The sequence below is a fragment of the Guptibacillus hwajinpoensis genome (assembly GCF_005144865.1).
Classification (GTDB): Bacteria; Bacillota; Bacilli; order Bacillales; family Guptibacillaceae; genus Guptibacillus; species Guptibacillus hwajinpoensis_A.
The window spans coordinates 483669-503799 of sequence record NZ_SWFM01000002.1; the positions used below are offsets into that span (position 1 = coordinate 483669).

The following is a 20131-nucleotide window of genomic DNA, read 5'->3' on the forward strand; positions in this document are numbered from 1 at the left end:
AATTCTGGCTCTTTTTTCACATTATACTAAACTTAATTAACTTCGATTATTCGCTCAAAATCTTTCATTGAATGATAAGGTCTAATCGATTGACGTTTAATCTCCAAGAGATTATCACCTGGTTTAACGTTACCGCTTTTAACAGTAAAGGCCATGTCGACGTTTAGTTCATTTAGTGCCTGGATGGAAGTAGAGTTGTAAGCTCCATATGGATATGCAAATGCATTAGTGCTTTTACCAATTAAGTCGATGCTTTTTTGAATATCCTTTTTAATCTTATCTTTTGACTTGGAAAGAAGGTATGGAAGACGCGTATCAGTCTCTCTTGAATGGTAACTATGTGTGTGACTTCCATATTCAAAAACATCACTTCCGTCATTAACCTCGTCCCAGCTTAAGAACTGATTTGTATCTGTGTTAAAAGGAACCGTTTCTTCTGTTACGCGTGAAGTAACTAGAAATTCGACAGCTGTGAAGCCGTACTTTTTAAGAACAGGATAAGCGCGAATATAGTTATTCTTTTGCCCATCGTCGAAGGTAAGGAGGACGCTGTTCTCAGGAACATGCTTTACTCCCTTTATAAAAGATTCGAATTCTTTTAAAGTAATGGTTTGATATCCTTTTTCATCTAGTAGATTCATCTGTTTTTCAAACTGATCCAGGAGAGTGACCATGTTATTCAATTTTCCTGTACCGACATAATGATAATCTCGTAAATCCTGTTTCTCAAGAACATGATGATAGGTTAGTACAGGTACTTCCTCTGCATAGGCTGGAATCTGGATTCCAATTTTGTTAAGAGGAGTATCCGGTACGGCATTAAGGCCTCCGAGGATATAGGCATTATAGTTTTGTTGTTTAAGGTAGTTCTTAACTGCTTTATCCTGATTGCTTCCCTTCGGATGAAGAAGAAAAACAGTTGCATTCATCCTCTGAGCAAGGCCACCTGCTGTTACAGCATCTGGATAATCTTCCGCACCAGATTTAGAAGAAATTCCTCTTACAAATAAAATATTCTTTTTAGGGTTTTCGGTAGTTTTAATCAATTCGAGGTTCGTTTCAAACCGATTGGATCCAGCAATTCTGTTCACGATAACATTTCTGTTTTTAAGTTCTTTTTCAAGACTTGTACTAACTACGGCGTTCCCGCCAACAATTGTAATTTCTTTAATCGTTTCTGGTAGTTCTGCTGGTATCGTGTCTTTCGTGGTTAAGTAGATTGGTGTCTCGTTAATAGCGGAAGAACTGGATGCTGATAGTGCATCCGCAACCGTTACACCATTTACGAGGTAAGCATGTTCACTTTGCTCTAGTCCTGCTGCACGATTGATTTCAACAGCGGTTTCAAAGCGATTCTTGCCTTCAATACGTTCTACATCAAAGTTAGCGTTCTTTAATTGCGTTACGACATTTTCTGAAATGGCGCTAGTTCCTCCAAGAACATAGACTTTGGCTGCTCCTAAACGAGAGAGTTCATCAAGTACAATCTCATTTAACTTTGATGGATAGGAAAGTAGAATTGGAGCATCCTTTACGCCGGATAACCCTGCAGCTGAAAGGGCATCGGCAGGCTTGTCTGCGCGAGCAAGAATAACAGCTCTTTCTTTGTTATCAACACCCTCTGGCCATCCTTTGTTGGATATTTCTATGGCTGTATGTAGACGTGTTTCTCCTGCAAGTCGATCTACATTAAGTGAAGCAGCATCAGCGTTATTAGCTGATAAAATAAATACATTCATACATAAAAATACTAGTGCAATAAAAAGATACTTTTTCTTCAAAATATATTGATCCCCCTGAATCGGGTGGTGACAGGCACCACCCGAAATATGTCGAATATCTCTATCTCTATCTCATTTCTCTCTATCTCACGCTAACAATCTCTTCAAAGTCATCGATCGAATGATTTGGTCTTACAGAGTTACGGTGAATTTGCAATTTGTCATCTCCTGGTCGTACATTTCCTGCTTGAACAGTAAAGGCCATTTCTACCCCAACACCGTCAATCGCTTCCATTGTTTCATCATCATATGCACCATAAGGGTAGGCGAGAGCGTTCGTATCACCTATCAGATCAATACTAGTTTGGATGTCTTCGCTAATTTCATGATGTGTTTTAGAAACGAGGTAAGCTGTGCCGTCTTCTTCTGAGTTATGAAAGGTATTCGTATGACTGGCAAATTCAAACACGTCACTTGAAGCTTCAATTTCTTCGTAACTTAAGTATTGATTATGTTCTGAACTGTAGGGTTCTGTATTGGAATGATTATAGCTAGTAATCAAAAATTCAACAGCATTAAATCCATATTGTTTCAGAACGGGATAGGCTTCTATGTAATTATTTTTGTGTCCATCGTCAAAAGTAAGTAATACGCTGTTCTCAGGTACATCAACCTGACCATCTATGTATTGCTGGAACTCTTGAAGTGTTAACGTGAAATAATTATGATCATGTAACCATTTCATTTGTTCTTCAAAGTCTTTCAATACAATGACAGTGTTTGAAAGACTACCATCCTCTTTATAATGTCGATCTCTTAAATCTTCTTGTGCAACAATGTGATGATAAGTTAAGACGGGCACCTCAATAGCTGCGGCCATTTCAGCAGCTTCCGCTAGATTTTTGCCTCTAAGTTGCGCTTCCAGTTGATTGCTTTCAACATCTTTTAGTTTCTCATCAGATTCAGAAGCGTCTACACTAGCACTACTTTCTTTTGATGATAGGTATTTAGACCCGAAACTTCCTTCTTCATTAAATCCGAATCCTACTAAACTACCAACAACAGCTAGCGTTATTAAACCAAATAAGTAAATTTTTTTCAATTTAATCCCCCTTTAAGACCAATCGCTAACCATACTACCATATTTATGGGTTAATTTGGTTGTTAAATTACGATTTAATTTCAATATTACAGAATAATTACGTAGCAGGTGAATTCGCGGGTGACAGGCACCACCCGGTTTATGGAGGATATAGTAGAAAAGTGTCGAGAGGATGATGTTGACGGTGATAGGTTAGGAGAATTATTCTTAGAGAAAGAGTAGAATTTTGCAAAAGGGAGGAAGAAATATGACAAATAATCGATTATGTCGGATAAGAAAAAAGCTTCATGAATTTCATCACGCTTTCTTATGGTAAGAAAAACACGGTTATGGCTTCCGAATCACTTTTACCATATCGTCAGCCGAGGGAACCGGAAAGATCTGCTTTTTAAAGATCCTCAGGACTATCGCACCTTCTTATACATTCTTCAGCAAGTCTACGAAACACATTCCTTTGAATTATCCGCATACTGCTTAATGAACAATCACTTCCATCTTCAACTTCGCTCAAAAGAACATCCCATTTCGAAAATCATGTCATTAGTTAATAAACGATACGCTACATATTTTAATGCGCGATATGAGCTAACAGGTCACGTTTTTGAGAAGCGTTATTTTGATGAGCCGTTAAATTCATCAGCTAACATGTTAGAAGTTAGTCGGTATATACACCTCAATCCAGTTAAAGCAAACCTCGTTCTCCGGGCAGAAGACTATCCATGGTCAAGCTATCGTTTATACTTTTCACGAAATAGCAAAATGAAGTCATATATGAATTTATCACCATTGGTAGAAGGGTATCCGGGGACCTTTAAAAAGAAGCGTAAAAGCTATTGTGAGTTTGTGAATGCTAAGAGGACTGAGGTGTTTGGTAAAATTCAATTATGAATCACCACAAAGAAAAGACACCAAATGGATCGGCATCTTCTCTTAATCAAACGTTGTTTAGCTCCATTCTACTGATAATCCCATACGACTTTATATTCTCCATCTTCTTTCGCCACAAATACTTCCTGAACGAGTGAAAAGTTCCCAAACTGATTATGAAAGTTTTGAGTTACCTTCATCACGTACACTTTTTTCATAATGACGCCATTTACACTTGATCTCCAATTTTTCTTCGTTTTCACTTTTCCAACTGTATAGGTAAATGACGTAGAACCAATATCTTGTGTAATGAGCTGTGAACGTAGCTGGCTGTATTGTTCATCAGAGAACCGGTTTTTCATTTCTGTGTGAAAGAGCTGCCAGGATTTCTTGAAATCACCGCTTTGCTCATATAAGTAAAATTCCTTTACTGTTGCAGAGGCTTTGGATTTGGGGTGTTGGAGAATGAAGAAGGTGATCGCTCCAGCAAGCAATAGTAACACACAGAGGATAACGATGACTTTTCCGCCACCTCCTCCATGTTGACGTCTCGTTTTAAAGTGCGACAAGGTTCCTTCCTCCTTGAAGCTTGACTACTAGAAGTGTATGACAACCATAAGTTGTCCCATGCCGGTAGGTGAACAATTTTAAAAAGAAGAGATAGATGCTTTCTATTCGGTTAATACACGGTATAATAGTATAAAAGTCCTGTTTGGTAGGAACGGATCACCATTTGGAGGATGAAGATGAACAATAAAATGTTGTTTGTTATACCATTTCTAGTTGCCGTTGGTTGTAGCGATATTGATTCAAATGAACCCATTTCTGAATCAATTATAAAAGCTAGTGCTGCTGAAGAATCAGCGGATGTGGAGACGGAACTCAGTAGCCATAATGAGAAATTATGGGAGATTATTTATAAAGAGAATATAGAACCTACAGATTATAAGGAAATGAACCGTCTATTCACACTCGGCCTAGATGTTGACACGAAAAATGAAGAAGGCATGACCCCTATTGCATATGCAGTTATGATAGAGAATCATCAAATGGTTAAATGGCTCTTACAAGCTGGAGCGGACGTTCATTTAAGTGGAGAAAATGAACGTCTCCTTGAGATTGCAACTAATAATAAAAGCTACGATATTATTGATCTGTTGCTCAAAATGGGTGCTCAGTTTGAGGTGGGAAATGAGAATATGCTCATTAAGGCAATTCAGGAAGAAAACTTAGACCTCATTAATACCTTACTTCAAAATGGATATAACCCTAACCTAGAAGCTGAATTAGATGGCGCAAAGTCCACTTTACTTAACTACGCCATTATGGAAGAAAATGAAGATCTTACGACAATGCTTTTAAATGCAGGAGCAAATCCGAATTTTGCTGTTGATAGCGGGGAGGATAGTGCTGTTGTTGTTGCAGTGAAAGAGGGAAAATCATCAGAGCTTGTCTCCCTTCTGTTAGCAAGAGGGGGAGATGCTAATGCCCGGTTTAATGGGAAGGCAATACTTTTCGAAGCGATTAAACAAAATCATGAGGAACTTGTTGAGGCATTGCTCGTAGCTGGTGCTTTACCTTTTTCTTTAGAAGAAAGTGAGCAAGCTTTCGAATTAGCGAAGAAAGATGATAACATAGCTATTTCAGAGGTCCTTATGCAATATGGTTGGTAATGAGACTATAATAAAAGCTCGATTGTGAGGTATAATCTCTCAATCGAGCTTTTTCTTATTTCCCTTTTAGTACTTCATTCAAGCGATCAGGGTAGTTTGTAAACATTCCGGTTACGCCCCAATCTAATAGACGTTCCATATCTTCTTTTTCGTTTACAGTGTATGGATGGATGAGCAATCCAGCACTTCTCACTTTTTGGACATATGCTTCGTCAATTTTCGTGTAAGACATCCCAACACCAACAGCGTACTCGGTTAATTCGTTTAGTTCTTTATCTGACATCGTAGCTTGCTGTTTATAAGAAATCAGTTGTACTAATGGTAGATTCGGATTAAGATCTTGCATTTTTAATAGACTTTCTTTACTGAATGATTGAATTAACACTTTGCTCGAGCGTTCGTTTACGCTTGTTAGGTTATATTTTTCTAGTACGCGAAGAAGTTCCTTTTCCATACCAGGGTATACTTCAGGAGATTTCGTCTCAATGTAGTAGCGAGCGTCTTGACCAAACGTCTGAATGACTTCTTCTAACGTTGGTACTTGAAGTCCTTCGTAAGACTTCTTCGCTTGCTCAGGATACTTTTCATTGAACCAGCTACCTGCATCAAGCTGTTTAATCTCTTCAAGCGTATAGTCTTTCACAAGGCCTGTCCCGTTTGTTGTACGGTCAACAGCTTCGTCATGCATTGCAATCAATTTACCGTCTTTTGTCATCTGAAGATCAATTTCGATGTAATCGCCTTTCATTTCATCCCCAAGTTTGTATGATGGGATGGTATGCTCAGGGGCATGGCCAGATGCACCACGATGTGCGACATTCGCAAGTTTGTTAGAATTCATGACTGGCTTATTTTCCTTCGCAGCTGCTGAGGCTAATCCTCCAGCAAAGAAATTTCCGATCAATAATGTGCTGATCGATAGAAATGCTATCTTCATTGCGCGTTTCATTGACATCATCCTTTCAAATCGTCTTTCGAGTAGAAGTATAGACTATGTATGTAAAAAGAGATTTACAAACTGCGCGATCATTTATAGAGTAATAGATTTGATATAACAATGAAATAAGCATAATGATATGAATTATACAGAGATTCCGTAGTAAATTGGTATGGAAGTAGTAGTGGTAGAGTAGGGCGTTTATCATAGGAAAGTTAACAAAGTCTAAATAATCCGCGGGTGACAGGCACCACCCGTTTTATGTCAATTAGTGTCGAAAGTGCGGAAGAGAAAGTAGACAATTTAACAAAAAAAGAAATCCCCTTTCCATTAATGGAAAGGGGATTTGTAATTTAAAGCATTAATTGATTGGACGTTCCGTTTCTTTGTTTATTCTTCTTGTTCTCACAGACTTCCTTTCAACCAGTTCAGTAGGAAGTTTGTAGTATCTATCTACTTTTTCTAGTGAAAGTTGCTGGAAAATCAGGTGAACGGCAAGGGCGCCTGCTTCGTATTTAGGTTGTTTAATTGTTGTGAGCGGAGGTGAAACATATTCAGAGAGCTGAATATCATCAAAGCCGATCACTGATATATCTTCTGGGATGGAAATGTTATTCTCTCTAAAAGCTTGAATCCCACCAAGTGCCATTTCATCGTTTGCATAGAAAGCAGCGGTCGGAAGGTTACCTTGAGCAATTAGCATTTTGGTTGCGCGGTAACCACCTTCGCGGGTGAAGTCACCAGATATTTTCCACCTTGATTGGAACCTTAGTTCGTTAGCACTTAATGCCTGCTGGAACCCGTTGAAACGCATTTCGTTATCGTGCGAGTCATAAGGTCCGCTAATATAGGCAATTTCCTGATGTCCGTTTTGAATAAGATGCTCCGTAGCGATATAGCCACCTTGGGTATTATCTACTTCGACCTGAATAATGTGGTCATTGTTTAGGTTTCGATCGAGAACGACAATTGGAAAGCCCTCTCTTGCTGATTCATGAATGATTTCATCAGTAATGTTATGCGCAAGAATGATGGCACCATCAACACGTTTTTCTTTTAAGAATTTCACTGCTGTTGATTGTGACCCACCTATTGAACTACAGGCAATGAGATCAAAACCATTTGTCATCGTAACCTCTTGAACACCCTTAATGAGTTCAGAATAATAGGGTCCGGAAAGATCTTTTAGAATTAGAGCAATGGTATTGGTTTTGGTTCGCTTCAAATCTGAAGCGAATCCGTTCTTTTGATAGTTTAATTCTCTAGCAGCATCCTGTACCTTTTTAACTGTAGCAGGACTAACTTTTTTTATGTTATTTAATGCATAGGAAGCCGTTGATACGGCGACGCCTGCTCTTTTTGCTACGTCCTTAATCGTTGCCATTTTCTCACATCCTCTAACTTGACAACTCATTTGTAAGTTTACATTTAGTTTACCTCTTATAGATAAAAAATGTCACTGTCCAGTGCTTCTTTAATGCCATTATTTCAGACCAGACATCGTGAATCCTTCAACGATATACTTTTGAAAAAAGGCGAAAATGATGACGATTGGCACAACCATGAAAGCAGCTCCAGCCATTTGGAGAGCGTAATTATTCGCATACTGTCCTTGAAGGAGGGAGAGTCCTACTGAAAGGGTGTAGAGGCTTTCATCGTTTGCAATAATAAGTGGCCAGAGGAAACTATTCCATGCGCCAATAAAGGTCAGTATCCCCTGAACTGCAAAGATTGGTTTGGCGATTGGGATAATGAGCTTAAAGAAAATATAGAATTCTCCTGCACCGTCAAGTCTTGCGGCTTCAATAAGGTCAGTCGGAATTGTGGTCATAAATTGCCTGAAAAGAAAAATACTGAAAGCCACAGCGAGACCTGGGAGTATGATTCCTGCCATTGTATTTGTTAATCCCATTTCATTTAATAGAAGATACACTGGAATCATTGTTACCTGTGCTGGAATCATCATGGTAGCAAGGACGATATAGAATAACTTTTCCTTACCCTTAAATTTGAACTTCGCAAATCCATATCCGGCCATCGCATTTAATAGAAGGCCAATAAATGAGAAGAACACGATAATGAGCGTGTTTTTTAAATACACACCAAAGTTTAAGCTTAGAAACAAGTTGATGTAGTTATCAAAGGTTGGATGACTAGGAATAAGCTGCGGTGGAATGTTGAGTACGTCACTTTCCTGTTTAAAGGAGCTTGAAATCATCCATAGAAATGGAATTGAGACGAGAACGCCTCCAGCAATTAAAAATAAAGCTACCACAGGTTTTTCGATCTTTTGTAAAAAGGATCTTGACTCCATCTTTCTCACTCCGATCCTATTAAATTAATATTCTGTATCCGACTTACGTAGTTTGAACTGTACGAGTGTCGTGATGATAATGATTAGAAATAGAATAAATGAACCTGCTGCTGCATAGCCGAATTGACTAAACTGAAATCCGTTCTTATAAATGAAGAGGGCAATAGAGATCGTACCATCTAATGGTCCACCATCAGTCATTACGAATGGCTCTTCGAAGAACTGCATCCAGCCGATTAAAGTTGTAACCGTTACGAAAAACGTTGCATATCGAAGGAGAGGGATGGTGACGTTGAACAACACCTGAATTCGATTTGCCCCATCGATTCTTGCTGCTTCATAGTATGACTTAGGTATTCCTTGAAGAGCTGCTAGGAAAATGATCATGTTAATCCCAATGCCTTTCCAAACAGCAAGAATAATGAGCGATAATTTTGCTATTGTAGGGTCAGTTAACCAGGGTATTTTCTCTACTGAAAGCAAGGATAAAAGGTAGTTGAAGAGTCCATACTCCGTATTGTAGAGATAGCCCCAAACGACCGCTACTGCAATAATATTTGTAATAGAAGGCATATAATAAACAGCTCGGAAGAATGTGAAGAGTTTTGAAGTTCCGTAATTCAATAGAAGAGCAATGCCTAGTGAAAAAATAATGACGAGTGGTACGCCAATTAGGACATAGAAAACAGTATTGAAAATCGATTTATGAAATAGTTCGTCTGAGAAAAGATCTACATAATTCTCAAAGCCTATGAATTGAATATTTGACCAGTCAGCAAGCCCTTTTAAGTTTAGATCCGTAAAGCTAATAAAAAACGCAATTAGAATCGGAATAATGCTGAATACAACTAAAATAAGTACAGCAGGGGCGATGAACATTAGTCCGTGTTTTGCTTGGTTAGCATTCTTTATTATACTGCGCATGTTATCCCACCTATCTGAAGAAAGCTTTTCCTTCTATAAAACGGAGTACAGGCAGTTATCTGCCTGTTACTCCGTCTTGATTAGTCTTCTAGCATTTCGTTGGCTTTTTTGCTGAATTGGTCAAGCTCTTTATCTAGGTCAGCGTCACCAACATTGATTCGTTCAATAGATGAGAGTAATTCTTGTGCCATTGCTTCAAATTCTTTCATTTGTGGTGCGCCTTTTGTATTCTCAAGCTGTTCACCTAATGTCGCGAGCATTTTGTCATCACTTAGAGCAGGATCTTCCCATGCTTCTACACGTGATGGAAGTGTGTTTGAAATCTCAAGCCATTCAAGTTGAGTATCAACTTCATTCATATAAGAAAGGTACTTCAGTGCTTCATCAACGTTTTCTGAGTTATGGAAAATAGAGAAGTTTGACCCGCCGATGCTGGAAGTGTTCGATTTCTTCTCAGGCATCACAGCAACATCCCATTTACCTTCAAGATCTGGAGCCTGGTCTTTAAGAATGTTGATCATCCATGGGCCACTGAAAAACATTGGTTTCTTGCCTTCTTTGAAAGCTTGTACGATATCAACGCCGGCTGTGGTCTGACTGAGGCCTTCATCAAAGTAGCTACTGTAATATTTCAGTGCTTCTCTAAACTCAGGGCTATCAAAATTCAGTTCTTTATTCTCAACGTCCATTTCATAACCATTCTGCCAAGCAAAGATAAATGGCGTTATTTGATCATTCATATCGATGTCAAGTCCGTAATAATCATCGCCGCGTTCCGATAAGGTAGTCGCTGCATCTTTCAATTCATCCCATGTAGCAGGAGGTTCTTCAAATCCAGCTTCTTTTAAAAGATCTGTACGGTAGTAAAGAACGCGCGTTTCAACGTACCATGGAACACCAACCACTTGATCATTAAATGTCATAGAATCAGCTGCACCCTCGAAGTAGTTCTCAGGTTTGAATTCAGGATACTCTTCAAGATAGGATGAAAGATCAAGTAAAGCTCCAGCATCCGCAAACTCAGGCACCCACGTTGTTCCAAGCTGAAGAACATCCGGTCCTTTTTGTGATGCAACGGCTGTTAACAGCTTGTCATGGGCATTCTCCCAGGGAATAGCTTGTACCTTCACTTTAATATCAGGATTATCTTCTTCGAATTGTTTACTAAGCTCACTAAGCTTCTTTCCTTCTTCACCCATTGCCCATACCGTTATTTCCTTTGTTCCGTCTCCTGAACTGCTTTCATCGTTTGAGCATGCCCCAAGAATCATTGAGATTGTAAATAGGCAGACTGCTAATAGCGCTGACGTTTTCTTCTTCATTCCGTTCCATCTCCTTTTAAAAAGCTTATTTTCATGATCACTGCAGAGTTCCTTTTTTATTTCACATAACATCTTGCCCAAAGTATTGAAACGTTTCGATAACTCGATTATAATCAAACATGAATCCGCTTTCAATGCTTTTGTGTAAATAGTTTAAAAACATGTATAACACCATTTTTTAGCTATGTTTCATTGGTTAGTTAAGGAAAACAAGGTTTGAATAGTGAGTGTCTTAGCAATGGGGTTTTATATCGAAAAAAATGAAACGTTTCGATTACAGATTTTAGAAAACAGAAGCGCAGAGTAAGTAACTAAATTTTTCGAATAAGGAATTAATAGAAGAATTGCCTTTCTAATTTGTGAAATAAAGGGGATGTGATGGAGTGATTAAAACAGAGCGGGGTAAAACAAGGTTACATGCTGGGGAGATGGAGGCTGTATTTCTAAACAGTGGTGACTTGTACGGACTTTTTTCAAATAATATTATGGTTAACCAAGTACTTTCTAATTCACTTGATGGGTCACTCAATGCGGTTTATTTGCGCGTGTTTTCAGAGGATGGCATTCAAGCTTATCCAATGGTCGGTGCCCAATCAAACAGTAAGGTGCAAGTAGGAAAATATCAGGTAGTTTGGACGGGTGAGGTAGCGGATGTGCGCTATAAGGTTATCTTTACACTGACTGACCAGAATATCTGGTTCTGGGATGTGAGAGTTGAGGCAAGCGACGTTGAAGTTGATGTAGTTTATGGACAGGATCTTGGTCTTGCTGAGAAAGGAGCTGTCCGAACAAATGAAGCGTATATATCACAGTACTTGGATCACGCTGTATTTGAAACGAATAATGGCTATGTTGTATGTACTCGTCAAAATCAGCCTCAACAGAAGTCATTTCCATACCTTCAGCAGGGTTCATTAGGTAAGACGCTAGGCTATTCAACAGATGGGTTTCAATTCTTTGGCTTGTCTTATAAGGAAACGAACGAGCCAGAAGCGTTAAAGGGTAACTCCCTTCCTAATGAAACGTATCAATATGAATTTGCTTATACCGCTCTACAATCTGAGCGTGTCCTTTTGAGAGGAGAAGAACAATTTGTCTTTTACGGACTTTTTCAGGAGGATCATCCTCAGGCAGTAGGAAAGCTGGAGTTTGAAGATGACATCCTTGAAGCATGGAAACATGTTCAAATGGAAGAAGGACTAGAAACACCTAAGATGCCTGTTCGCTATCTTACAAGTGATCCTGTTCAATCCCTTTCTATGACAAAGGAAGAGATCAAAGATTTATTTCCAATTCGTAAGCTAGAAGAGCGTGAAAATGGGAATTTACTGTCCTTTTTCACGCCAACATACGAGCATGTTGTATTAAAAGAAAAAGAGCTTCTCGTTGAGCGTCCGCACGGGCATATTCTTATGTCAGGTGAAAACGACAGAATGAATGAGAATGTTATTTCTACGACAGCTTACATGTACGGCATTTTTAATTCTCAAATCTCGCTAGGAAACACATCTTTTCATAAAATGATGAGCAACGCACGCAATCCTCTTAACATTCTCAAAACATCGGGCCAACGGATTTATGTGGAACTTGAAGGAACATACAGGTTGCTTGCTATGCCATCGATGTTTGAAATGGGCTTTAACTATGCACGGTGGTTTTACAAATTTGAGGACGATCTAATTGTTATAACAAACTTTACGACAGTTGATTCGACACAGGTACAGTTAGATGTGAGTTCTAAAAATGGTAAAGAGTATCGTTATCTCGTAACAAATCAGATCACAATGTCGAACCATGAATATGAAGGAACTTACAATGTTAGTCGTGATGGGAATCTCTTGACTTTTAGAAGTGGAGATGGTGCTGATAGTGTTAAAATGAATCCCGAGCTAGCTTATCATCTATACGTCTCAGGTGGTGACGTTTTAGTTGGAGATGAGCGTTTACTTGCTGAACATATTGAGCCAGGATCTGCTTCTCTTTCGGTTTTAAGTATCGATGCAGTTAAGGATTGGTCACTCTGTATTCAAGGTTCACGTGATGGGGATTTTGAGCCTGATGAACGAGTTGCAGAACTTGAGATTGAGCGGTATCGGTTATTTTATCAAAATGTGATGAACGATTTTCAGCTAAGTCTTGAAGAGAATAACGCTGAACTGGACAGGGTAAATGCAGTTGCCTGGTGGTACACTCATAACATGCTCGTTCACTATTCTGTGCCAAGAGGGCTTGAGCAATATATTGGGGCAGCATGGGGAACGCGTGACGTCTGTCAGGGGCCAATGGAGTATTTTATGGCAGCTCAGCACTACGATACTGTGAAAGAAATCATTAAAACGGTGTATGCTCATCAGTACGAAAAGGATGGAAATTGGCCACAATGGTTTATGTTTGATGAGTATTCAACTGTCCAACAGGCTGATAGTCATGGCGATGTCATCGTATGGCCGTTGAAAGTTGTTGGGGATTATATCGCAGCAACAGGCGATGTCGCTATTTTGGAAGAGAAGATACCATTTACTAGCCAGAAGGATTTCGTTTTGACAGATCACACCGACACACTACGTGCTCATATTGAAAAGCAAATTGCTTACATTAAAAAGAATTTTCTCCATCATACGCACCTCTCTTCTTACGGAGATGGGGACTGGGATGACACGCTCCAACCAGCCAATGCTCAATTAAAGACTTATATGGTCAGTTCCTGGACGGTCGCCCTTACCTATCAGGCGGTGTTGAAGCTTTCGAAAGCCATAGGGACGAATGGTGAACTGGGTAAAGAGTTGAAAGAGCTTGCGGAAGGCATTCAGGAAGATTACAAGAAATTCATTCTAAACTCAGGAGTGTTGCCCGGATTTTTGTATATGGAGGATGAAAAAAATCCTGAGAAAATGTTGCACCCGGAGGATACGAAGACAGGCATCCAGTATAGGTTACTCCCAATGATTCGAGGGATGATCAGTGAGTTGTTGTCAGCGGAAGAAGCTGAGACGCATTATAAAATCATAAAAGAAAACCTCTATTGTCCAGATGGCGTTCGTCTCATGGACAAGCCTGCTAAATACGAAGGTGGAGTAAGTACCCATTTTAAAAGGGCGGAACAAGCCGCGAACTTTGGTAGGGAAATTGGACTGCAATATGTTCATGCTCATATTCGTTTTGTTGAAGCTATGGCGAAGTTGGGTAAAGAGGATGAAGTGTGGCAGGGTCTGCAGATTATCAATCCTGTTGGGATAACGGACGTTGTAACGAATGCAGAGAAACGTCAGAGCAATGCGTATTTCAGCAGTTCTGATGGGAAATTCAAAACTCGTTATGAAGCTCAGGAACGGTTTGATGAACTAAGAAAAGGGACTGTTCCTGTAAAAGGTGGCTGGCGTATTTATTCGAGCGGCCCGGGAATTTATATGAATCAACTTATAACGAATACACTAGGTATTAGGCAAGAAGCAAAACAAATGATTGTCGATCCGGTTCTCCCACAAAAACTAGATGGTTTAAAGTTCCAATATCGCTTTTGGAATATACCAATAACGTTTGTTTATCACCTGACAAAAGGGGAGCGACGAATTCTGGTTAACGGTGAGGAAGTCAAGGGAGTCCATGCCGAGAACCCATATCGTCAAGGTGGAGATGTGCTTCCTAAACATGTGGTGGAAGAGCAATTGAATGATGAGTTAAATGTGATCGAGATTTGGAGATAGTCTTGGAGAATTGATCAAAACGTTTCGAAAAAAGGAGCCGCTGGGTAGCGACTCCTTTTAATTAATGGTGCTAATTAATAGAAAACGTTTCTTTCTTTAATAGTTCTTCAGGGTTCTTTCCAATTTCATCTTGATGGAAGTAATCTTTAATGATGCCATCTTCTAAATAGTTAGCAATGGCAACCATCGACATGCCCTGATCAAGAGCTAGATAAGCTTGTGTCACTTCACCAGTTTTTACATTAACAGAATCATAGAATCCGTACTTACCGTAAGCACCAAAGTCTTTCAATGTTTTCAAGTTTTTGTACACTTCTTTTGGAGCATAATCAAGTGCCAGAAACGTTGCGTGAGGCGTAACGATCGCTCCTTCTGCACTATAACCGCTCATGCCGAGAGGAGTAGCGCCAAATTCCGAATAGTTATCTGGCGTTGCAGCAGGTGAGAGTCCCCAAGCACTGTAACCCATTTCTTCTGTAGCGTATTCAATTTGAATGTCGACATGACGCTTATTGTTGAGTCCAAGCGCGTTTTTGCCAAGTTCTTTTTCCTTCAATACAAGCCCTGGCATTAATGCTTCGAACATGCTTCCGCCCCAACTAGGAACATATTTCTGCTCATTGTACGTATAGTGCCCTTCAAACACATCGACACCATCGTAGGTCTCCGTGTATCCTTCTGGTTTTTGTGACTGCCAATCCCAGCTATCAGGCATAGTGCGGTACATCTTCCACCAGTGTTCTTCTGGAACATCGCCTTTCCCTATAGAAATATAGCTAGCAACGCGTGGCTCTGTATAAAACGCACCATAATGGTGTGCGGTTAGACTCTCCGTTTTAACATCATAGCCCCCGCGCATTTGCCCAACTTCTGGATCATAAAGAGTAGAATAATCCATTGCATCTACTAGCTTGCTTGTTTGATCATTTAATTCAGGATAAGCCTGCCCAGCAACAATCAGTCCTGCTGATAGCCATCCGTTGTCAACGGTAGAGATGAATTCGCCCCAGTCTGTCATCAACGAACCATCTTTCGTGTAGTACCAGTTATAAAAAAGACCATGCCATTTCTCAGCCTCCTCTAACGTTTCGAGGCTCGTTTGGATACGAGACACAGCTTCTTCTCTTGAGATAATTCCGATTTCTTCAGCTGAAACGGTGCTCATATAATACATTCCAATGTTGGTAGGAGATGTGAAATCCTGCGGACTGATCTCTCCATCTTTCATTCGAACAGCATCATATGGAAGTCCAGTCTCTTCATTAGTAAAGTCTTCAAAATAGCAATATGTTTTCTTTGAAATCGCTTTCAATTGTTTCGAAAAAGCATGCTTCTTCCCTTCAGAAGACTCATGAGCACCTACGAATGATGGCAAAGCCCCACTTATAATTAACCCGAGAGCAAGGAACAGAAAAAAGAATTTCTTCATCAATGCACTTCCCTTCATAAATTAGTGAAACGTTTCGATTACTAGTATACAAAAAGAAAACCTACCAGTAAATAGAATGGAGAGGGAATGTCTGAATTTAGTGAAAACAGATATATATACCTGAGTCTAAAGCAGGGTGAATCGCGCTTCGCGTTCGCGGGTGACAGGCACCACCCGGTTTTTGGCACATCCAGTCGGTATCTGTCGAGGTATTATTAAGATACGAATCTTCAGTTCGAGGCCCATTTTTATGATAGGATAACGATAACAAAAACTTCCACCTGTTAAGGAGTGATTCGATGAAATTTGATTACCATACTCACCATGAGCGCTGTGGGCATGCACAAGATACGATTGAAGATTATATTCAAGCTGCAATCAAGAATGATTTGCAGATGATTGGGATTTCTGACCACTCTCCATTCTTTGCGAGTGAAAAAGATATGGCCTTGCCAGGCATCGCAATGGCAAAGAGTGAATTTTCCTCTTATGTTGAGGAAGTGGTGAAGCTAAAGGAAAAGTACCGAGGTAAAATAGAGGTGCTTCTTGGCGTTGAGTCAGACTTTTTTAGAGACCATTATCCATTGTATAAGAGCATTTACGATCAGTATCCTTTTGATTACATTATTGGGTCTGTTCATTTCAGTAACGAATCCAATATTTTCGATAAAAGAAGATGGGAGAACGTAACGGAGGAAGATGTTCGAAAGGAAAAAGAACATTACTACAAACTAATTGTAGAGTCTGCTGAAAGCGGCGTATTTGATATTCTCGGCCATATTGATGCGATGAAAGGGTATTATCCTGACTTTACGAATGTACATACACCTGAAGTGGAGAAAGCGTTGAAGCGCCTTGGAGAAGTTGAAGCAACGATTGAAATCAATACGTCAGGCAAGAACAAAGATTGCGGTGGCTGGTATCCGGCGAATGATATGCTCGAAATGGCGTGTCACTATGGAGTTGGTGTAACGTTTGGATCTGATGCTCACTGGCCGTCACGGGTTGGGGAAGATTTTGAAGAAGTCCGTGCGAAGTTGAAGGAGATTGGATTCAAGAATTGGACGGTGTTTCGAGAGCGGAAGAAGGAGTTTGTTGAGTTGTAGAAAAGAGGTGGGGGTCAGAGAGGGGTCTGACCCCTACCCTAGGAGGTATTCTTAATGAGAAAAGTAATATTAGACTGTGATCCTGGTCATGATGATGCGATTTCTATCATTCTGGCAGCATCAAGTAATCGCATTCAGATCGAAGGTATTACAACGGTTGCGGGTAATGTGGAAGTTGAGAAAACAACGCTTAATGCGTTGAAAGTTTGTGAATTAATTGGTCTAGATGTACCTGTTGCTCGTGGAGCGGAACAACCTCTTGTGAAAGTGCGTGAGTTTGCTCCTGACATCCATGGTGATTCGGGATTAGACGGTCCGCAGCTTCCTGAAGTTCCAAAGAAAACAGCTATTGAGCAGCATGCTGTCGATTTTATTATTGAAAAAGTGATGAAATCTGATGGAGAGATTACGCTCGTACCAACGGGACCGCTCACAAATATTGCGCATGCGATCCAAAAAGAACCTGGGATCGTGGAGAAGATCAAGGAAATTGTGTTAATGGGTGGCGGAACCTTTGGAAATTGGACACCGACTGCAGAATTTAATATATACGTTGATGCCGAGGCAGCGGATATTGTCTTCAATTGTGGTGTTCCGGTAACGATGTTTGGGCTTGATGTCACTCATCAGGCAATCACTACTCCAGCAATTCTTGAGAAGATTGACTCTATTGAAAGTGTAACGTCAGTATTTGTTAGAGATCTCCTCGTTTATTTTACAAAAACCTATAGAGAAGTCTTTGGCTTTGAAGGGGCACCAATTCATGACGCATGTACGATTGCTTATTTAATAGATGAATCGATCTTTGAATTTGAGAAGGTTCGAGTCGATATTGAAACAAAGGGAGAATATACATATGGCACAACCTGTGTTGATCGGCTAAATGTGACAGGAAGAGAGCCGAATGTAAAGTTTGCGCATAGCCTTGATTTTGAGAAGTTTTGGGCGCTGCTTCTTCGGGCGTTGAAATAGGGAGTTGTCAGGTGCGTGGTCGGTGACGTGCCTGACAACTCCTTTTCTCTTTTATTAACTTCGTCTAGCTTCTCTCCCTCTTTAATCCCCTCCTTAATCAAACGTTTGTTTAATGACTTATCGTCTACTTTTTGAAACAATGCTCCAAATCTCAATCAGATCATGGATCATAAAACTTCAAATTCATTCCAAAGACATAGGTAAAAGGATGCGGAATTTGTATGTTTTTCTCTTCATACGTGACAATAGTGGTATAGACGACTATATTGGATCAGGTTACACTTTGGAAAGAATATTCTGTAAATTAAGATGGGAGGAGGCTTTGCGTCTACGGTACGTATAAGCAAAAAGGAGGATAATATGAGAAGTAAAACGCTGTCGCTGCTGCTAACAACTGTACTTGGCACGTCATTATTAACTCCGTCCGGATTAGCTGCTCCAGGTCCAACCATTGAAAAAGAGAATAAAGTGAACCACCATCAATCCAGCAAAACACATCCGAATTTTTCATGGGATAATCCTGGTCCTACATCACCTGTTCTCCACGAAGGCTCAATTAAAGGTGCTGGCATGAGAGAAGAGCCGCTCAAGGAAATTGACCACATCCTCCAAAATGCAATTGACGAAAAAGTAATGCCTGGTGCGGTAGCCTTCGTCGCTCGAAGGGGTCACATTGTGAAAGAGGAAGCCTACGGTTATTCCGCACAATACACAGATGATGAGTTCACTGAAATGAAGAATCCAATCCCTATGAGTATGGATACGATTTTTGATCTTGCCTCGATTAGCAAAGTCTTCACAACGACCGCTGCTATGAAGCTTTACGAGGAAGGAAAGTTCCAGCTTGATGATCCTGTCTCAACATACATTCCTGAATTTGCTGCTAACGGAAAAGAAAGCGTTACCATTGAACAGCTAATGACACATACGTCCGGATTTAAGCCATGGATCCCTCTTTATTCGATTGAAGGAAGTCGTGAAGATCGACTTCAGTATGTTTTCAATTACACGCTCCAATCAGAGCCAGGTACCGATTATACATATAGCGACCTCAACATGATCACGCTCGGTGCCCTTGTTGAACGTTTATCCGGTATGCGACTCGATGAATATGTAAAACAAGAAATCACACAGCCTCTCAAAATGAACGATACGATGTACAATCCACCTTCCACATTAAAAGAAAGAATTGCCGCAACCGAATATCAGCCGTGGACGAATCGAGGTCTTGTCTGGGGTGAGGTTCATGACGAAAATGCCTGGTCACTTAAAGGAGTAGCAGGTCATGCAGGAGTATTCTCAACTGCTTCAGATTTAGCGAAGTTTGCTCACATGTTTCTCATGGAAGGCCGATATGGCGGTACGCGTATCCTCAAACCTGAAACGGTTAAACTTTTAACTCAAAACCGTATCCCTGAATTTCCTGGTGACGATCACGGACTTGGCTGGGAGCTTCAACAAGGGTGGTTTATGGACGCACTTTCTGAGAGCACAACGCTCGGGCATACAGGTTACACTGGGACGTCCATTGTTGTTAGTCCAACAAACCAAACGATCGCGATTCTCTTAACAAATCGTGTGCATCCAACGCGTAACACAGTTTCAACTTCTCCAACACGACGAGAGTTTGCAAGAAAAGTAGCTGACGCGATCCCGGTTGCCATGGGTAAAAAAGCGAAGCCTTGGTTTGGCGGTTATGGAGATAAGCAGTCGAAGCACCTTACTGCTGAAGTCGATGTTACGGAAAATACTACCTTAACTTTTAATACATGGTACCGGATAGAGGAAGGCTATGATATAGGATCAGTTGAGGTCACAGCAAATGGCAGTGAGTGGAATGAAGTCGCAACCCTTACAGGAAGTAGCCTGGACTGGGAGAAAGAAGAAGTTTCCATTCCACCAGGAACGACGGCTATTCGTTTTACGTACAGCACGGACGGTTCTGTTAACAAACGCGGCTGGTATGTTGATCAGGTCAAATTGAATGGAATGGATCTTAATTTAAAAAGTGACAAATGGATGCAACGCTCATATTAATTTTCAATATCAGGAGGGGTAGA

15 protein-coding genes are annotated in these 20131 nt (G+C 40.3%); 6 read left to right on the forward strand and 9 right to left on the reverse strand.

The window, feature by feature from the left end; genetic code table 11:
• Positions 1–32: 32 nt before the first annotated feature.
• A complete protein-coding gene (locus tag FBF83_RS09640; protein WP_136946940.1) occupies positions 33–1781 on the reverse strand; it encodes a cell wall-binding repeat-containing protein in 1749 nt (582 codons plus the stop codon).
• Between the two features lie 82 nt (positions 1782–1863).
• Positions 1864–2823 (reverse strand): polysaccharide deacetylase family protein, encoded by a 960-nt coding sequence (locus FBF83_RS09645; protein WP_136946941.1) that lies wholly within the window; start codon positions 2821–2823, stop codon positions 1864–1866.
• Positions 2824–3132: 309 nt separating this feature from the next.
• Here FBF83_RS09645 and FBF83_RS09650 point away from each other — a divergent pair, with 309 nt between their 5' ends.
• Positions 3133–3711 carry a transposase gene (locus FBF83_RS09650; RefSeq protein WP_136946942.1) on the forward strand — a complete coding sequence of 193 codons (579 nt, stop codon included), beginning with the start codon at positions 3133–3135 and terminating at the stop codon, positions 3709–3711.
• A gap of 68 nt (positions 3712–3779) precedes the next feature.
• On the opposite strand, the gene FBF83_RS09655 is transcribed toward FBF83_RS09650, so the two are convergent.
• Positions 3780–4259: a hypothetical protein gene (locus FBF83_RS09655; RefSeq protein WP_136946943.1), complete on the reverse strand. Its 480-nt coding sequence runs from the start codon at positions 4257–4259 to the stop codon at positions 3780–3782.
• 177 nt (positions 4260–4436) lie between these two features.
• Here FBF83_RS09655 and FBF83_RS09660 point away from each other — a divergent pair, with 177 nt between their 5' ends.
• A complete protein-coding gene (locus tag FBF83_RS09660; RefSeq protein WP_169525318.1) occupies positions 4437–5363 on the forward strand; it encodes an ankyrin repeat domain-containing protein in 927 nt (308 codons plus the stop codon).
• Between the two features lie 55 nt (positions 5364–5418).
• Here FBF83_RS09660 and FBF83_RS09665 read toward each other — a convergent pair whose 3' ends face one another.
• The 5 genes from FBF83_RS09665 to FBF83_RS09685 all read right to left on the reverse strand — a co-directional run bounded on the left by FBF83_RS09665 (position 5419) and on the right by FBF83_RS09685 (position 10860).
• Positions 5419–6312 (reverse strand): glycerophosphodiester phosphodiesterase, encoded by an 894-nt coding sequence (locus FBF83_RS09665; RefSeq protein ID WP_169525369.1) that lies wholly within the window; start codon positions 6310–6312, stop codon positions 5419–5421.
• A 349-nt stretch (positions 6313–6661) separates the two neighbouring features.
• A complete protein-coding gene (locus FBF83_RS09670) occupies positions 6662–7684 on the reverse strand; it encodes a LacI family DNA-binding transcriptional regulator (RefSeq protein WP_136946945.1) in 1023 nt (340 codons plus the stop codon).
• Between the two features lie 99 nt (positions 7685–7783).
• On the reverse strand, positions 7784–8614 hold the full coding sequence (locus FBF83_RS09675) for a carbohydrate ABC transporter permease (RefSeq protein WP_136946946.1): 831 nt from the start codon (positions 8612–8614) through the stop codon (positions 7784–7786).
• A 24-nt stretch (positions 8615–8638) separates the two neighbouring features.
• The gene (locus FBF83_RS09680; RefSeq protein ID WP_136946947.1) at positions 8639–9538 is read right to left on the reverse strand and encodes a carbohydrate ABC transporter permease; all 900 of its coding nucleotides are present in this window, start codon (positions 9536–9538) and stop codon (positions 8639–8641) included.
• A gap of 80 nt (positions 9539–9618) precedes the next feature.
• Positions 9619–10860: a sugar ABC transporter substrate-binding protein gene (locus FBF83_RS09685; RefSeq protein ID WP_136946948.1), complete on the reverse strand. Its 1242-nt coding sequence runs from the start codon at positions 10858–10860 to the stop codon at positions 9619–9621.
• 428 nt (positions 10861–11288) lie between these two features.
• Here FBF83_RS09685 and FBF83_RS09690 point away from each other — a divergent pair, with 428 nt between their 5' ends.
• Complete coding sequence (locus tag FBF83_RS09690) at positions 11289–14564, forward strand: GH36-type glycosyl hydrolase domain-containing protein (RefSeq protein WP_136947165.1); 3276 nt, start codon at positions 11289–11291, stop codon at positions 14562–14564.
• A gap of 70 nt (positions 14565–14634) precedes the next feature.
• Here the strand turns inward: FBF83_RS09690 and FBF83_RS09695 are convergent, their stop codons facing one another.
• Positions 14635–15993: a glucoamylase family protein gene (locus tag FBF83_RS09695; protein ID WP_136946949.1), complete on the reverse strand. Its 1359-nt coding sequence runs from the start codon at positions 15991–15993 to the stop codon at positions 14635–14637.
• Between the two features lie 299 nt (positions 15994–16292).
• On the opposite strand from FBF83_RS09695, the gene FBF83_RS09700 reads away from it, so the two are divergent.
• From FBF83_RS09700 to FBF83_RS09710, 3 genes are all read left to right on the forward strand, one after another.
• On the forward strand, positions 16293–17099 hold the full coding sequence (locus tag FBF83_RS09700; RefSeq protein ID WP_136946950.1) for a histidinol-phosphatase: 807 nt from the start codon (positions 16293–16295) through the stop codon (positions 17097–17099).
• A gap of 54 nt (positions 17100–17153) precedes the next feature.
• Positions 17154–18071 (forward strand): nucleoside hydrolase, encoded by a 918-nt coding sequence (locus FBF83_RS09705; RefSeq protein WP_136946951.1) that lies wholly within the window; start codon positions 17154–17156, stop codon positions 18069–18071.
• A gap of 360 nt (positions 18072–18431) precedes the next feature.
• A complete protein-coding gene (locus FBF83_RS09710) occupies positions 18432–20108 on the forward strand; it encodes a serine hydrolase domain-containing protein (protein ID WP_136946952.1) in 1677 nt (558 codons plus the stop codon).
• Positions 20109–20131: the final 23 nt, after the last annotated feature.

What these genes read in the sequence shown, in the direction of transcription:
- FBF83_RS09650 (WP_136946942.1), top strand. Translation starts at nt 3,133, where the DNA reads ATGGTAAGAAAAACACGGTTATGGCTTCCGAATCACTTTTACCATATC.
- FBF83_RS09660 (WP_169525318.1), top strand. Translation starts at nt 4,437, where the DNA reads ATGAACAATAAAATGTTGTTTGTTATACCATTTCTAGTTGCCGTTGGT.
- FBF83_RS09665 (WP_169525369.1), bottom strand. Translation starts at nt 6,312, where the DNA reads ATGAAACGCGCAATGAAGATAGCATTTCTATCGATCAGCACATTATTG.
- FBF83_RS09670 (WP_136946945.1), bottom strand. Translation starts at nt 7,684, where the DNA reads ATGGCAACGATTAAGGACGTAGCAAAAAGAGCAGGCGTCGCCGTATCA.
- FBF83_RS09675 (WP_136946946.1), bottom strand. Translation starts at nt 8,614, where the DNA reads ATGGAGTCAAGATCCTTTTTACAAAAGATCGAAAAACCTGTGGTAGCT.
- FBF83_RS09680 (WP_136946947.1), bottom strand. Translation starts at nt 9,538, where the DNA reads ATGCGCAGTATAATAAAGAATGCTAACCAAGCAAAACACGGACTAATG.
- FBF83_RS09685 (WP_136946948.1), bottom strand. Translation starts at nt 10,860, where the DNA reads ATGAAGAAGAAAACGTCAGCGCTATTAGCAGTCTGCCTATTTACAATC.
- FBF83_RS09690 (WP_136947165.1), top strand. Translation starts at nt 11,289, where the DNA reads ATGGAGGCTGTATTTCTAAACAGTGGTGACTTGTACGGACTTTTTTCA.
- FBF83_RS09695 (WP_136946949.1), bottom strand. Translation starts at nt 15,993, where the DNA reads ATGAAGAAATTCTTTTTTCTGTTCCTTGCTCTCGGGTTAATTATAAGT.
- FBF83_RS09700 (WP_136946950.1), top strand. Translation starts at nt 16,293, where the DNA reads ATGAAATTTGATTACCATACTCACCATGAGCGCTGTGGGCATGCACAA.
- FBF83_RS09705 (WP_136946951.1), top strand. Translation starts at nt 17,154, where the DNA reads ATGAGAAAAGTAATATTAGACTGTGATCCTGGTCATGATGATGCGATT.
- FBF83_RS09710 (WP_136946952.1), top strand. Translation starts at nt 18,432, where the DNA reads ATGAGAAGTAAAACGCTGTCGCTGCTGCTAACAACTGTACTTGGCACG.